A 13,029-nucleotide genomic window follows, 5' to 3' on the forward strand; every position below is an offset into this window, starting at 1 on the left:
GTACGTAGTGCGCTACGGTCGCCCCATGACTACTACGTACGCTGTACTTAGTGAAGGTCTGGAGAAGCGCTTCGGCGCGGTGTCCGCGCTGCACGGTCTGGATCTGGCCGTGCGAGAGGGCACGGTCTGCGGACTGCTCGGGCCGAACGGGGCGGGCAAGACGACGGTCGTGCGGCTGCTGGCCACCCTCCTCCGGCCCGACGCGGGCTCCGCCCGCATCGCGGGGCACGACGTGGTCCGGGACCCGGCGGCCGTGCGCCGCAGCATCGGCGTCACCGGCCAGTTCGCCTCGGTCGACGGCGATCTCACCGGCCGCGAGAACCTGCGTCTGTTCGCCCGGCTGCTCCGGGTGCGCAGGCCGGACGACCGGGCGGCCGAGCTTCTTGCCCGCTTCGGCCTCACCGAGGCCGCCGACCGGAAGGCGGCCACCTATTCCGGCGGTATGCGCCGCCGCCTCGACCTCGCCGCGAGCCTGGTCCGCAGGCCGGCCGTGCTCTTCCTCGACGAACCCACCACCGGCCTCGACCCGGCCGGCCGGAGCAGCATCTGGGAAGCGGTGCGCGAGCTGACGGCGGAGGGCACGACGGTCCTGCTCACCACGCAGTACCTGGAGGAGGCCGACCAACTCGCCGACGACATCGCGCTGATCGACCGGGGCCGGGTGGCCCGGACCGGATCCCCCGCCGAGCTGAAGGCGCTCATCGGCTGGTACGCGCAGGCAGTGGTGGCCGACCGGGACGCGCTGCCGAAGGCGGCCGCGGTTCTCGACCGGCTCACCGGCAGGGAGCCGCAGTTCGACCACGACCGGCACACCGTCGGCGCCGTCACCACGGACCCGACCCTCACCCTCCCCCGCCTGGTGCGCGAACTCGACGCGGCGGGTGTCCCGTTGCTCGACGCGAGCCTCAGACCACCGACCCTCGACGACGTTTTCCTCCGACTGACGGGAAGTCCCGCATGAGTGCGCTCGTGTACGACGGTGCCGCGATGACGGGCCGGCAGCTGCGCCGCGTCCGCAACAGCCCCGGTCTCGCGATCCTCACCCAGCTGATGCCGGTCAACATGCTGCTGTTCTTCGGCTACGTCTTCGGCAGCGCACTGGCGATGCCGGGCGCCGAATACCGCTCCTTCCTGGTCCCGGGGCTGCTGGTCGCGACCGCGGCAGGGGGTGTCATGACCGGCATGTTCCAGGCCGCCCAGGACACCCACCGAGGGGTGGCGGACCGCTTCAGGGCCATGCCGGTGAGCCGGGCCGCCGTACCGCTGGGACAGGCTGCGGCCGACCTGGTCGTCACCACGGCGGGTACCGTGCCACTGCTCCTGGTGGGGCTCGCCGTGGGCTGGCGCGTGGAGGGATCGCCGGCCGCGGCGGCCGGCGCGGTGGGCCTCCTGCTCCTGTTCCGGTTCGCCTGCACGGCCGTAGGCATCTACCTCGGCCTGCTCACCCGCAGCGAGGAGGCGGCCGGTCAGCTCGGCGCGTCCACGTTCGTCCTGCCGCTGCTGTCCAACGCCTACATCCCGACCGGCAACCTCCCGGGCTGGCTGCGCACGCTCGCCGAGTGGAACCCGATCAGCGCGGTGACGACCGCCCTGCGCGACCTGTTCGGCAACGCTCCGGTACCCGACGGCGCGGCCTGGCCGGTGGCGCACCCCGTCGCGGGGTCGCTCGCCTGGAGCCTGGTCCTCGTCGGCGTCTTCCTGCCGCTCGCCGTCCGCCGGTACCGGCGCTGCTGACAAACCCGCCGGTCACCGGACATGATCCAGCGCATGGACCGTCTCCCGCTGCCCCTCGAAGGCATCACCGTCGTCGCCGTCGAACAGGCCGTCGCCGCCCCCTTCGCAACCCGCCAGCTCGCGGACCTCGGCGCGCGCGTCATCAAGGTCGAACGCACCGACGGTGGCGACTTCGCCCGCGGCTACGACACCGCCGCGGGCGGCCTCGCCTCGCACTTCGTGTGGTGCAACCGGGGCAAGGAGTCCATCGCGCTGGATCTGAAGGACCCGCGCGGCCTGGACGTCGTCAGGCGACTCGTCGCGGACGCGGACGTCTTCGTGCAGAACCTGGCCCACGGTGCCGCGTCCCGGCTCGGGCTCGACGCGGCCACGCTGTGCGCCGCGCATCCCCGGCTGGTCGCCGTGGACATCTCCGGGTACGGGGCGTGGGGGCCGTACGCCGACAAGCGCGCGTACGACATGCTCGTGCAGTGCGAGGCGGGGCTGGTGTCGGTCACCGGGACGCCGGAGCAGCCCGTGAAGGCGGGGATCCCGGCGGCGGACATCGCGGCGGCCATGTACGCCTTCTCCGGCGTCCTCGCGGCGCTGGTGCGGCGCGGGACCACCGGGCGGGGCGGGCCGGTGGAGGTGTCGATGCTGGAGGCGCTGGCCGAGTGGCTGGGGCATCCGCTGCACCACACCATGCACGGCGGGACGCCACCCGAGCGCACCGGTCTGGCGCATGCGGTCATCGCGCCCTACGACGCCTACCCGACCGCGGACGGCGGGCGGGTGCTGCTGTCGGTGCAGAACGACCGGGAGTGGCGGCGGCTTGCCGAACAGGTGATCGGGCGGCCGGAGTTGGGAGCAGATCCGGCGTTCGCGACGAACGCCGCGCGGGTGGCGAACCGGGAGCGGACCGACGACCTGGTCGGGGCGGCCCTGAAGGCACTCGACGCCGACGAGGCGCTGGCGCAGTTGGACGCCGCGGGCATCGCGTGCGCGCGGCTGCGGGATCTGCACGAGCTGGCCGGGCATCCGCAGCTGGCGGCCCGGGACCGGTGGCGGGAAGTGGGGTCGCCGGTCGGGCCGCTGCGCGCGCTGCTGCCGCCCATCACGCTGCCGGGCGGGGACGAGGCGCGGATGGGGGATGTGCCCGCGCTCGGCCAGCACACCGAGGCGCTGCTGCGTGCCGTGGGGATGACGGACGCGGAGATCGCAGCGCTGCGCCGGGACGGTGTGGCGGCCTGGGCGCGGGCCTGACGGTCAGGCGGTCAGTGCTTGTTGCCGCCGAACAGCGAACGGCGCAGCCGGCGCAGTGGCGCGAAGAGGGAGACACGGCTGACCCGCGCACCCCGGTCGCTGCGCCGTGCGGGTTCACGCGCGGTCAGCTCACGCATCAGCGACGTCGCCTCGACCGCCTGCTGCTGCGGTATGGCGGGACCCGCCAGCACCGACAGATGGCGGTCGAGGCGCGAACTGGTCGCACCAGTCCCGCAGGTGATCGCAGGAACCCTCGCCCTGCTGCGTGTTATCTGATCCATGTCACTCCCCACCCGTACGAGTCCACCCGGCCCGGGCAGGGTAACCCTATCGCCCCGATGGGGCACTCGTGTATCGCGGTCACAGGATTCACCTTCCCCGCAAGGGTGTTGACGACCCCTCTTGAACTTCTCTTTGACTACTCTCCGAATCCAACCGATTTCAGGGCGAGTTGGACAACTGGCTGGCTGGTGGGCTGCACTGACCCACCGGCGGGCTCGACGGTCACCGCGAGTGACGTCGCCGATCTGCTCAGACCGGTGGCGACCAGGGGCGTGTCGGCCTCGAAGAGCCCGAGGGAGCGCGGTTGCACACGGGGGCGCATGAGCCAGAGCTGGTGTACACGGCCGTTGGACGGAGTGCCGTATCCGCGGAGCGTGACGACGGCCTGCCCCTCCGATACGGAGGCCACCGCTCCGATACTTCGGCCCTGGGCGTCCTTGTAGCTGGTCGCGCGGGCGTCGGTCGCGGCCAGAACGTGGGCGATCTCACGTGACTGGGCCCGCTCGGCGTCGAGCCGGTTCTGCGTCCGGTCGGCCTGCACCGCGAACAGCAAGGCGACGACCAGGGCGGCGGCCGCGGTGGCGGTGGCGAACGGCACGAACAGGGGGCGCGGACGGCGGCGCGGCGGCGGGGGCTGTGCACCCCAGACGTGCGGCGGCAGATTGGGCACGCGCTCCTGGCCGGGAGCCGGCTCCTGCGGGGTGGCGCGGACGGCGGCCAGCACCCGGTCGCGCATCGCGAGCGGCGGCGGGGCCGCGGCCGAGAAGGCGAGCCGTACCGCGTCCTCGGTCAGCTCCCGGACCTCCTCGGCGCACCGGTCGCAGTCCTTCAGGTGCTTCTCGAAGCGGCGCCGCTCGCCGGGCTCCAGGGCGTCCAGGGCGTAGGGCGCGGCCAGCGAGTGCAGGTCCTCGCGGTGCAGCAGGCGGCCGACCAGGCTCACGCCACACCTCCCAGGCAGTCGCGCAGCCGGGTGAGTCCGTCGCGCATCCGTGTCTTGACCGTGCCCAGCGGCAGCTTGAGCCGCTCGGCCACCTCACGGTACGTGTAGCCGTCGTAGTAGGCGAGGGTGACGGACTGGCGCTGCAGGGCGGTGAGCCGGTCCAGGCAGCGGCGTACCCACTCGCGTTCCAGGCCGGCCTCCACCGTCTCCGCGACCTGGTCGAAGGCTGGTTCGCCGGCCCGCAGCGCCTCGCGCTGTTCGCGTTCGCCGGCCGCGCGGGCGCTGCGCACCCGGTCTACGGCGCGGCGGTGGGCGAGGGTGAGGACCCAGGACAGGGCGCTGCCCCGGCCGGGGTCGAACTTCGCGGCGGAGCGCCAGAGTTCGAGGAGCACCTCCTGGGCCACCTCCTCGGACTGGGCGGGGTCGCGGACCACACGGCGCACGAGACCGAACACCGGCCCGGACACCAGTCCGTAGAGGTCCTCGAACGCCTTCTGGTCGCCACCGGCGACGAGCACCAGCAGTTCGTCCGCCTCCACCCCGTCCCCCCTTCTGTGGCCGCACCCGGCCCGTCCTCCCACACCAGGCATTCGCAACTGACGCACCTCCGGCAGAAGTACGTATGCGGGAGGCAAAAACGCGGGTCGAGCAGGAAGAAAAGATTTTTTTCTTCCGACCAATCCGAACGGCCCTCCGGCTCCGTATACCCGTCCGTCAAGCAAGTTGGGACCGAGGGACGGACGGCATGACACCTCTAAACTCCAGGAGCGGCGCGGGGCGCAAGGGCCTTGTCACGCTCATCTGTGGGGCACTGGCAACCGGCGGGATCACAGCCGCCAGCGTCGCCGCGCTGGAACCGGGGGCGGCCTCCGCCTCCTCCCACCGGGAGGCCCCGCTCATCTCGGGCACCCCCCAGTACGACAACACCGACCTGTACGCGTTCGTCAGCCCGGACAAGCCGGACACCACCACGATCGTGTCGGACTACATCCCCTTCGAGGAGCCGGCCGGCGGCCCGAACTTCTACCAGTTCGCCGACGACGCCCAGTACGACATCCACGTCGACAACAACGGTGACGCGAAGGACGACCTGATCTTCCGCTACACCTTCAAGACCAAGATCAAGAACAAGCAGACGTTCCTCTACAACACAGGCGTGGTCGACAGCCTGAACGACCCCGATCTGAACGTCACGCAGTCGTACAACCTCGACCTGATCAAGTTGAGGAACGGCAGGCAGCAGCACACGACAAGGCTCGCCAGCAATGTCCCGGCCGCTCCGTCGGACGTCGGCAAGGCGTCGATGCCGGACTACGCGGAGCTGCGCTCCCAGGCCATCTACAAGACGGTGGGCGACGGCGCGACCTTCGCCGGCCAGGCCGACGACCCGTTCTTCGCCGACCTGCGCGTCTTCGACCTGCTGTACGGCGGCAACCTGAGCGAGGTCGGCAACGACACCCTCAAGGGCTACAACGTCAACACGATCGCCCTGCAGGTGCCGAACTCCCTGATCCGCCAGTCGGCGTCGCGCCCGACCGTCGGCATCTACGCGACGACCCAGCGCAGGAACGCGCAGGGCTACTACTCGCAGGTCTCGCGCCTCGGCAACCCGCTGGTCAACGAGGTCGTCAACCCGCAGAAGGACAAGGACAAGTTCAACGCGTCCGAGCCCAAGGACGACGCGCAGTTCCTGAAGAACGTCACCAACCCGGAACTGCCGAAGCTGATCCAGGCGATCTACAACATCAAGGCGCCGTCCGAGCCCCGCAACGACCTCGTCAGCGTGTTCCTCACGGGCGTCAAGGGCCTCAACACACTGCAGCCGCAGGCGACGCCGTCGGAGATGCTCCGCCTGAACACGTCGATCAAGCCGACGGCCAAGCCCAAGCGGCTCGGTGTGCTGGACGGTGACAACCAGGGCTTCCCGAACGGGCGGCGGCTCACCGACGACGTGATCGACGAGGCGCTCCAGGTCATGGAGGGCGAGCTGGTCGGTTCGAAGAACGACCTGGGCGACGCGGTCGACAAGAACGACAAGAGCTTCGAGAAGTACTTCCCGTACGTGGCCGAGCCGACGGCGGGCTCGCGCGGCAAGATCGCCAAGGCGGCGGCCGGCAGCAGCACGAAGAGTGCGCTGGGCGACGCGCTGACCGGTTCCGGTGACAACAACATGACGCTGATCGCGGGGTCGGCGGCCGCGGGTGCGGCGGGCGTGCTGCTGATCGGCACCGGGTTCGGCTGGTGGCGGCGGCGGATGCGGCGGCCGTACTGAGCGCTGTCGCGTTCAACGCCGTAGTGCTTTAGGCAGTGGGCGACTGCGGGCCGGCCGGTGGCTGGTCGCGCAGTTCCTCCCCCAGCCTTCGGCCGGGGGTACCCCCAGCGCCCCTTCGGGGCGCTTCAAGACTGGCGCGGCCCGCACCCACTCAATCCCCCACGGCGCGGGCCGCGCCGCCCCGTGCGAACAGCTACTAGGAGAGGGCATGGCCCCGGGTACGAACGAGAAGCAGCCCGCCGAGACGAAGGACGACGAACGCGTCAGCGCCCTGCGCCGGTTCGCCGCCGCGGGGCGGAACTGGCGGCGGGCTCAACTGGCCGGCTCGGCGGTGCTGATGGCCATCGCGCTGACCGGCGGGGCGATCGCGTTCGGGGCCGCCAAGGACGGCGGGACGGCGCCGGTGGCCACGTCGAGCGCGGTGGACCCGGCGCTGCTCGCGAGCGGGGACCTCGACACGACCATCGCCTCCCTCCAAGCCCATCTCCGCACCCAGCCCAAGGACTCCGACAGCTGGGCCACCCTCGGCCTCGCCTACGTCGAGCAGGCCCGCACCAAGGGCGACCCGTCCCGCTACCCGCAGGCCGAGAAGTCCCTCAAGCGCGCATTGCAGATCACCCCGGACAACGACGAGGCGCTGGCCGCCGAGGCCGCGCTCGCCGCCGCCCGGCACGAGTTCGCGCCGGCGCTCGGCTACGCGGACCAGGCCCTGAAGCAGAACCCGTACAGCGCGAACGCCCTGGCCTCCCGCATCGACGCCCTGGTCGAACTCGGCCGCTACGACGAGGCGAGCAAGGCCGCCGACCTCGCCGACCAACGCAAGCCGGGTGTACCGGTGTTCACCCGTTACGCGTACGTACGCGAACTGCGCGGCGACGTCAGGGGCGCCCAGCGGGTGCTGGAGCAGGCCCTGTCCACGGCCACGTCGAAGGGCGACATCTCCTACGTGGCCGCCCAGCTCGGTCTGCTCGCCTGGAACCAGGGCGACTACAAGACCGCGGAGACCTACTACGCCCGCGCCCTGACGGCCGACGACACCTACATCCCGGCGCTGGAGGGCCGGGCGCGGGCCCAGGCGGCGCTCGGCGACCGGGCCGACGCGATCAAGGGCATGGAGCTGGTCGTCTCCCGCTATCCGCTCCCCCAGCAGCTCGTCGAACTCGGCGAGCTGTACGAGGACCGCAACGCCAAGGGCGACAAGGCGAAGGCCGCGGACCAGTACGCGCTCGTCGAGGCCTGGATCGCCCTCGCCCGCGCCAACGGCGTCAACGCCGACCTCGACACCGCCCTCGCCGCCGCCGACCACGGCAACAAGGCCGAGGCGCTGAAGGCCGCCCGCGCCGAGTGGGCCCGTCGCCGCACCGTGCACACGGCGGACGCGCTGGCCTGGGCCCTTTACGTCAACGGAAAGCAGAAGGAAGCGCTGCCGTACGCCCGGCAGGCCACGGCCACCGGTTACCACAACGCCTCCTTCGTCTACCACCTCGGCATGATCGAGCTGGCCAACGGCGAGAAGGCGGCCGGCCGGGCCGCCCTCACCAGGGCCCTCAAGCTCAACCCCGGCTTCTCCCCGCTGGGCGCCCGTACCGCCCGCAAGGCGCTGGAGGACTCGAAGTGAACCTCCGCCGGATCGCCGCCGTCTTCACCCTGGCCTGCGCCGCGACCCTGCTGTCCGGCACGGGCGCGAGCGCGCACCCGCTCGGCAACTTCACCGTCAACAAGTACGACGGTCTCGTCGCCGCGTCCGGGCAGCTCCGCGTCGACCACGTCGAGGACCTCGCCGAGATCCCGGCGACCCAGGCCAAGCCCGAACTGAAACGGCTCGGCACGGCGAAGTGGGCCGAGCAGCGCTGCACGACCGCCGCCGACGGCAGCAGGCTCACCGTCGACGGCCGTATCACCCCGCTGACCGTGCGGACCAGCCACGCCGAACTCCGCCCCGGCCAGGCGGGCCTGAACACCCTCCGCGTGGAGTGCCGCTTCACCGCGCCCCTCCCCCAGGGCGCCGCGGCCGGCCTCACCTTCCACAGCGCGGGCGCGGACACCGGGCCAGGCTGGCGGGAGATCACGGCGCGCGGCGACCGGATGACCCTGACGAAGACGGACGTACCGAAGACGTCCGTCTCCCACGAACTCACCAGCTACCCCAAGGATCTGCTCTCCTCCCCCGCCGACACCACCACCGCCGCCGTCCACGTGCGGCCCGGCGGCCCGGCCCTCGCCCAGGAACGCCAGGACACCCCGGGCGCCGAGATCCTCCCCCGCGGCATCGACCGCTGGACCCAGGCCCTGACCGACCTGGTCGCCCGCAACCACCTCACCGTCGGCTTCGCGGTGCTCGCGCTCTTCATCTCCATCGGCCTCGGCGCGATGCACGCCCTCGCACCGGGCCACGGCAAGACCCTGATGGCGGCGACCGCGGCGGCCCGCGGCGGCCGCGCCCGCCTCCGCGACGTCCTCCCCCTCGCCGCGTCGGTCACGGTCACCCACACCCTGGGCGTGGTCGCCCTCGGCGTCCTGGTGACGGCGGGCTCGGCGGCGACCCCGTCGGTGATCGCCTGGCTGGGCATCGCAAGCGGCCTCATGGTCCTGGCCGCGGGCGCCAACCTGACCCGCAGGGCCTGGCGGAACAGGGCCCACGAGCAGGCGCACGCCCACGGCCACCATCACCATCACCACGACGACGAGCACGAGTCGCCCGAGAAGCGGGAACCGGTCCTCGTGGGGGCGCACGACCACGGCCACCACCACCCCCATGACCACGACCACGCTCATGGCCACGACCACCCTCATGGGCACGACCACCCTCATGGGCACGACCACGGCGCTCGGCCACACTCCTCAGCCCGTCCGGCGTTTGAGGACGAGGCCGTTCGGGCCGAAGGGGGGTCCGGGGGCGCAGCCCCCGAGCACGGCCCCGCCGACATGCCGCACAGTCACGGCGGGTTCACCCACACCCACCCCACGGCCCCCACCCTCCGCGGCACCATCCTCCTCGGCTTCGCCGGCGGCCTCGTCCCCAGCCCCTCCGCCGTGGTCGTGCTCGTCGGCGCCGCCGCCCTCGGTCAGGCCTGGTTCGGCCTGCTCCTGGTCGTCGCCTACGGCGTCGGTCTCGCGCTGACGCTGACCGCCGCCGGGTTCGCCGTCGTCAGGCTGGGTACGGGAATGACTCGGGTGATGGACAAACGCCCTCGCTGGACCACCCACCCGATGACGGCACTGGTCCGCAGGACCATTCCGCTCGTCTCGGCACTCGTGGTCGTGGCCCTGGGCGCCGGACTGGTGCTCAAGGGGGCCGCATCCGCACTTCTCTGAGTTACGTTTGTGATGAATTCGCGCGAGCTGCCGTGGGGGGCACCCGTGACCGAAGAGCCGGGCCGTGAGCGAGTGATCGCGGGCCGCTACCGACTGCTGTCCCCGCTGGGCGAGGGCGGCATGGGCACCGTGTGGCGGGCCCGTGACGAGGTGCTGGGCCGTGACGTCGCCGTCAAGGAGGTGCGGGCGCCCGCCGGGCTGCCCGGCTCGGACGTCGAGCGGATGTACGCCCGCCTGGAGCGCGAGGCCTGGGCCGCGGCCCGGGTCGCGAACCGCAACGTGGTGACGGTGTACGACGTGGCGATGGAGGGCGGACGGCCCTGGATCGTCATGGAGTTGATCCCGGGCGTGTCCCTCGCCGACGTGCTGGAGGCGGAGGGGCCGATGTCCCCGCAGCGGGCGGCCGGCGTCGGCGCCGAGGTGCTGTCCGCGCTGCGGGCCGCGCACGCCGCCGGGGTGCTGCACCGGGACGTCAAGCCCGGCAACGTGCTGCTGTCGAACGACGGCCGGGTGGTGCTCACCGACTTCGGGATCGCCACCGTGGAGGGCAGCTCGGCGCTGACCATGACCGGCGAGGTGATCGGCTCACCGGAGTTCCTCGCCCCGGAGCGGGCGCTGGGGCGGGCGTTCGGTCCCGAGTCCGACCTGTGGTCGCTGGGCGTCCTGCTGTACGCGGCGGTCGAGGGCGCCTCACCCTTCCGGCAGGACACCCCGCTGAGCACGCTGCGGGCCGTGGTCGACGAGGAGTTGCCGCCGCCGTACCGGGCCGGACCGCTCGCCCCCGTCATCGAGGGGCTGCTCCGCAAGGACCCGGCAGCGCGGATCTCCGCCGAACAGGCCGAGCGGGACCTGCGGCTGGTCGCGGCGGGGGGCACCCCGAGCACGGCCGCCACGGTCCCGGTCCCGGGACCGTACGAGGCGCCGACCCTCGTCGCCCGGCAGACCCGGCCGTTCTCCCCGACGCCCCCGATGCCCACCCCGGCGGACAACCGGCCGCCCGCCAACGGCCGCGGCGGCGACCGCAGGGCCGGTACCGTGCTGATCATCGGGCTGGTGCTGGTCGTCCTCGCGCTCGGCGGCCTGACGTACGCCCTCCTCAACGGGGGCAACGGCGGCGACGGCGGCGACAACGCCGGGGCGCGTCAGTCGGCCAGCAACCTCAGCTCCCCCGCGCCCAGCCACAGCAGCCGCGCCGCGTCGAAGTCCCCGTCGGCGTCCGCGAGCAGCAGCGCGCCCGAGCAGAGCGTGAAGGTCAGGGTGGCCGGGTCCCGTACGGACTACTCGGGGGCCTGTCCGCCGTCGACGGCGCAGGCGCCCACGTTCACCGCGACGTTCACGGTGGGGAGCGTGCCCGAGGACGTGCAGTACCGGTGGGTGCTGAAGAACGGGAAGCTCGACGACCAGGGCTGGAAGACGCTGTCCTTCCCGGACGGCGGCGGGAGGACCCGGCAGACGCAGGTGACCGTGACGACCTGGTCCGACAGCGGGACGCTGAGCGACGCGATCGCCGTCGAGGTGCGCAGTCCGGTGGAGACGACGTCCAACTCGGTGCCGTTCTCGGTCACCTGCACCAAAACGACGGAGACCCCGACCGACGGGGCCTCCGCTTCGCCTTCGCCCTCTGGTTCGTACTAGGGCTCAGGACCTGGAGCTCAGGACGCGTTGCTGGTCAGCACCGGCAGGTAGCCGCCGGACTGGCCGGACGCGGTGGGGTGGTACGACTCGGTGATGTCCAGCCAGTTGACGCTGTGCAGCCAGGAGCTGCCGGAGCAGATCTCGTGGCTGGAGAACGCGCTGCGGACGTCGCCGAAGGTGAACCCGTGGTCGGCGGCGCGCTTGGCGATCGCGGTGTCGATGTAGTCGGCGGCGTTGTTGATGGCGGTGCGCTTGGTCGAGGAGAGGCCGAGGCAGGTCGTACCCAGCAGGTAGAAGCGGGGGTAGCCGAGGACGACGACCTCGGCGTTGGGGGCCTTGGCGCTGATCGCGTCGTACACGTTGTCGAGCTTGCCGGGGAGGGTGGAGTCGACGTACGCCTCGGCGGTGCTGATGCGGGACAGGCAGGTGCTGTCGGAGCTGAGCACACACGTCGTCATGACGTCGGCGAAGCCCGCGTCGTTGCCGCCGATGGTGACGGAGACCAGGGCGGTCGAGGAGCTGAGCGTGCCGAGCTGGCCGGAGAGCACGTCGTCGGTGGTGGCGCCCGAGCAGGCGAGGAACGAGAACGAGGACGGGCTGTGGGCGGCGTTCCACAGGTAGGGGTAGGCGTTGGTGCTGCGGTCGCAGCTGCCACTCGAGCTGATGTAGCTGCCGGCGCCGACGCCGGACGCGTACGAGTCGCCGAGTGCCACATAGCCGCCGGTCGCGGCCTGCGCTTGCGACGCGGCCGCCCCGGTGAGGGCGAGGCCGGTGGCGAGGAGGAGTGAAGTCACGTATGCCGTAATTCGGGAACGTCTCATGGAACCTCCCTTTAGCAGGATCTCTGCCATAACTGTCGTAGCAACTACGCGTGTTGACGGGAAGTGTCCATGCCAAAACTGTTCAGGAGTTCAACCTGACAGCCCTTCGGGAGGCACGAGCCCCTGAAGCCCGTGTCGTAATCGATCACCGGAACACACCGAAATCGAGCGACTTGTTCCCCGGAGGCATCAGGCGTCTCTGGGGAACGGTCATGTCCGGAGATCCGCTTGACGCCCTCCGTTCGGCTGCGCGACATTGAAGCCCGGCATCCGACGCCTTGGGGGGCAAAGTCGGTCATGCAGACCATACGTCTCAAGACATCTTCAACAGCGGGCGAACGGGCACGGCCAGGACCGGGGAGGGACCTGGGGCCCCTGCTCGCGGGGGCCGCGACGGCCGTCGCGGGGACGGGTGCGCTGCTGGCGCTCACCGACTCGGGCGCGTTGTTGCGCGGGCCCTTGGCGCTGTTCTTCCTGCTCGCCGCGCCGGCCGCGGCGATCGGTGCGGCACTGCGCGGACTCGATCCGCCGGCCCGCGCGCTCACCTCGCTGGCGGGTGCCGTCGCCCTGGACATGCTGATCGCCCAGGGGATGCTCGCCACTCACCACTGGTCCTGGCGCGGCGGCATCGTCGCCGTGGCCGCGATCAGTCTTCTGCTGCTTCTGCTGGTACTCCTGCGACCGGTGGAACGCATTCTCAAACGGATGCCCCGGCGAACCGGGAAAACCCGTTCGAGTTGAAGAGCAGGGTCGGCCAAAGTTTCGTAACGGCCAAACCAATAAAAACG

12 protein-coding genes are annotated in these 13,029 nt (G+C 71.5%); 8 read left to right on the forward strand and 4 right to left on the reverse strand.

The features are described from left to right. The first annotated feature begins 25 nt into the window (after positions 1–25). Genes ACFY0K_RS26985 through ACFY0K_RS26995 form a run of 3 tightly spaced genes read left to right on the forward strand, consistent with a single transcriptional unit; the run spans position 26 to position 2,976 of the window. Positions 26–961: an ATP-binding cassette domain-containing protein gene (locus tag ACFY0K_RS26985; RefSeq protein WP_390642000.1), complete on the forward strand. Its 936-nt coding sequence runs from the start codon at positions 26–28 to the stop codon at positions 959–961. After that, positions 958–1,734 (forward strand): ABC transporter permease, encoded by a 777-nt coding sequence (locus tag ACFY0K_RS26990; protein WP_390642001.1) that lies wholly within the window; start codon positions 958–960, stop codon positions 1,732–1,734. Before ACFY0K_RS26985 ends, ACFY0K_RS26990 begins: the two co-directional genes overlap by 4 nt. 33 nt (positions 1,735–1,767) lie before the next feature. Beyond that, the gene (locus tag ACFY0K_RS26995) at positions 1,768–2,976 is read left to right on the forward strand and encodes a CaiB/BaiF CoA transferase family protein (RefSeq protein WP_390642002.1); all 1,209 of its coding nucleotides are present in this window, start codon (positions 1,768–1,770) and stop codon (positions 2,974–2,976) included. A gap of 11 nt (positions 2,977–2,987) precedes the next feature. Here the strand turns inward: ACFY0K_RS26995 and ACFY0K_RS27000 are convergent, their stop codons facing one another. The 3 genes from ACFY0K_RS27000 to ACFY0K_RS27010 all read right to left on the reverse strand — a co-directional run bounded on the left by ACFY0K_RS27000 (position 2,988) and on the right by ACFY0K_RS27010 (position 4,737). Further along, positions 2,988–3,257: a hypothetical protein gene (locus ACFY0K_RS27000; RefSeq protein WP_351958991.1), complete on the reverse strand. Its 270-nt coding sequence runs from the start codon at positions 3,255–3,257 to the stop codon at positions 2,988–2,990. Between the two features lie 137 nt (positions 3,258–3,394). Continuing rightward, positions 3,395–4,198 (reverse strand): anti-sigma factor domain-containing protein, encoded by an 804-nt coding sequence (locus ACFY0K_RS27005; protein WP_390642003.1) that lies wholly within the window; start codon positions 4,196–4,198, stop codon positions 3,395–3,397. After that, entirely contained in the window at positions 4,195–4,737 is a 543-nt protein-coding gene (locus tag ACFY0K_RS27010) for a sigma-70 family RNA polymerase sigma factor (protein WP_351958993.1), read from the reverse strand. The genes ACFY0K_RS27005 and ACFY0K_RS27010 overlap by 4 nt, the downstream gene beginning before the upstream one ends. 206 nt (positions 4,738–4,943) lie before the next feature. Here ACFY0K_RS27010 and ACFY0K_RS27015 point away from each other — a divergent pair, with 206 nt between their 5' ends. From ACFY0K_RS27015 to ACFY0K_RS27030, 4 genes are read left to right on the forward strand one after another with little or no spacing between them, the layout of a single operon-like run. Next, the gene (locus ACFY0K_RS27015; RefSeq protein ID WP_390642004.1) at positions 4,944–6,470 is read left to right on the forward strand and encodes a DUF4331 domain-containing protein; all 1,527 of its coding nucleotides are present in this window, start codon (positions 4,944–4,946) and stop codon (positions 6,468–6,470) included. A 43-nt stretch (positions 6,471–6,513) separates the two neighbouring features. Then, positions 6,514–8,088: a tetratricopeptide repeat protein gene (locus ACFY0K_RS27020; protein ID WP_390642075.1), complete on the forward strand. Its 1,575-nt coding sequence runs from the start codon at positions 6,514–6,516 to the stop codon at positions 8,086–8,088. Continuing rightward, the gene (locus ACFY0K_RS27025; protein ID WP_390642005.1) at positions 8,085–9,785 is read left to right on the forward strand and encodes a nickel transporter; all 1,701 of its coding nucleotides are present in this window, start codon (positions 8,085–8,087) and stop codon (positions 9,783–9,785) included. The genes ACFY0K_RS27020 and ACFY0K_RS27025 overlap by 4 nt, the downstream gene beginning before the upstream one ends. A 12-nt stretch (positions 9,786–9,797) precedes the next feature. Next, entirely contained in the window at positions 9,798–11,420 is a 1,623-nt protein-coding gene (locus ACFY0K_RS27030; protein WP_390642006.1) for a serine/threonine-protein kinase, read from the forward strand. A 17-nt stretch (positions 11,421–11,437) separates the two neighbouring features. Here the strand turns inward: ACFY0K_RS27030 and ACFY0K_RS27035 are convergent, their stop codons facing one another. Further along, positions 11,438–12,241, reverse strand: coding sequence for an SGNH/GDSL hydrolase family protein (locus ACFY0K_RS27035; RefSeq protein ID WP_390642007.1), 804 nt, complete (start codon positions 12,239–12,241; stop codon positions 11,438–11,440). A gap of 297 nt (positions 12,242–12,538) precedes the next feature. Between ACFY0K_RS27035 and ACFY0K_RS27040 the strand changes: the two genes are divergently transcribed. After that, positions 12,539–12,982, forward strand: a complete 444-nt coding sequence (locus tag ACFY0K_RS27040) for a hypothetical protein (RefSeq protein WP_390642008.1) — start codon at positions 12,539–12,541, stop codon at positions 12,980–12,982. Positions 12,983–13,029 lie beyond the last annotated feature (47 nt).

Source organism: Streptomyces sp. NPDC001507 (assembly GCF_042894765.1).
Taxonomy (GTDB): domain Bacteria; phylum Actinomycetota; class Actinomycetes; order Streptomycetales; family Streptomycetaceae; genus Streptomyces.

Coding starts and splice junctions, on each gene's coding strand:
- ACFY0K_RS26985 (WP_390642000.1), top strand. CDS start 26: ATGACTACTACGTACGCTGTACTTAGTGAAGGTCTGGAGAAGCGCTTC.
- ACFY0K_RS27015 (WP_390642004.1), top strand. CDS start 4,944: ATGACACCTCTAAACTCCAGGAGCGGCGCGGGGCGCAAGGGCCTTGTC.
- ACFY0K_RS27030 (WP_390642006.1), top strand. CDS start 9,798: ATGAATTCGCGCGAGCTGCCGTGGGGGGCACCCGTGACCGAAGAGCCG.
- ACFY0K_RS26990 (WP_390642001.1), top strand. CDS start 958: ATGAGTGCGCTCGTGTACGACGGTGCCGCGATGACGGGCCGGCAGCTG.
- ACFY0K_RS27035 (WP_390642007.1), bottom strand. CDS start 12,241: ATGAGACGTTCCCGAATTACGGCATACGTGACTTCACTCCTCCTCGCC.
- ACFY0K_RS27000 (WP_351958991.1), bottom strand. CDS start 3,257: ATGGATCAGATAACACGCAGCAGGGCGAGGGTTCCTGCGATCACCTGC.
- ACFY0K_RS27040 (WP_390642008.1), top strand. CDS start 12,539: ATGCAGACCATACGTCTCAAGACATCTTCAACAGCGGGCGAACGGGCA.
- ACFY0K_RS26995 (WP_390642002.1), top strand. CDS start 1,768: ATGGACCGTCTCCCGCTGCCCCTCGAAGGCATCACCGTCGTCGCCGTC.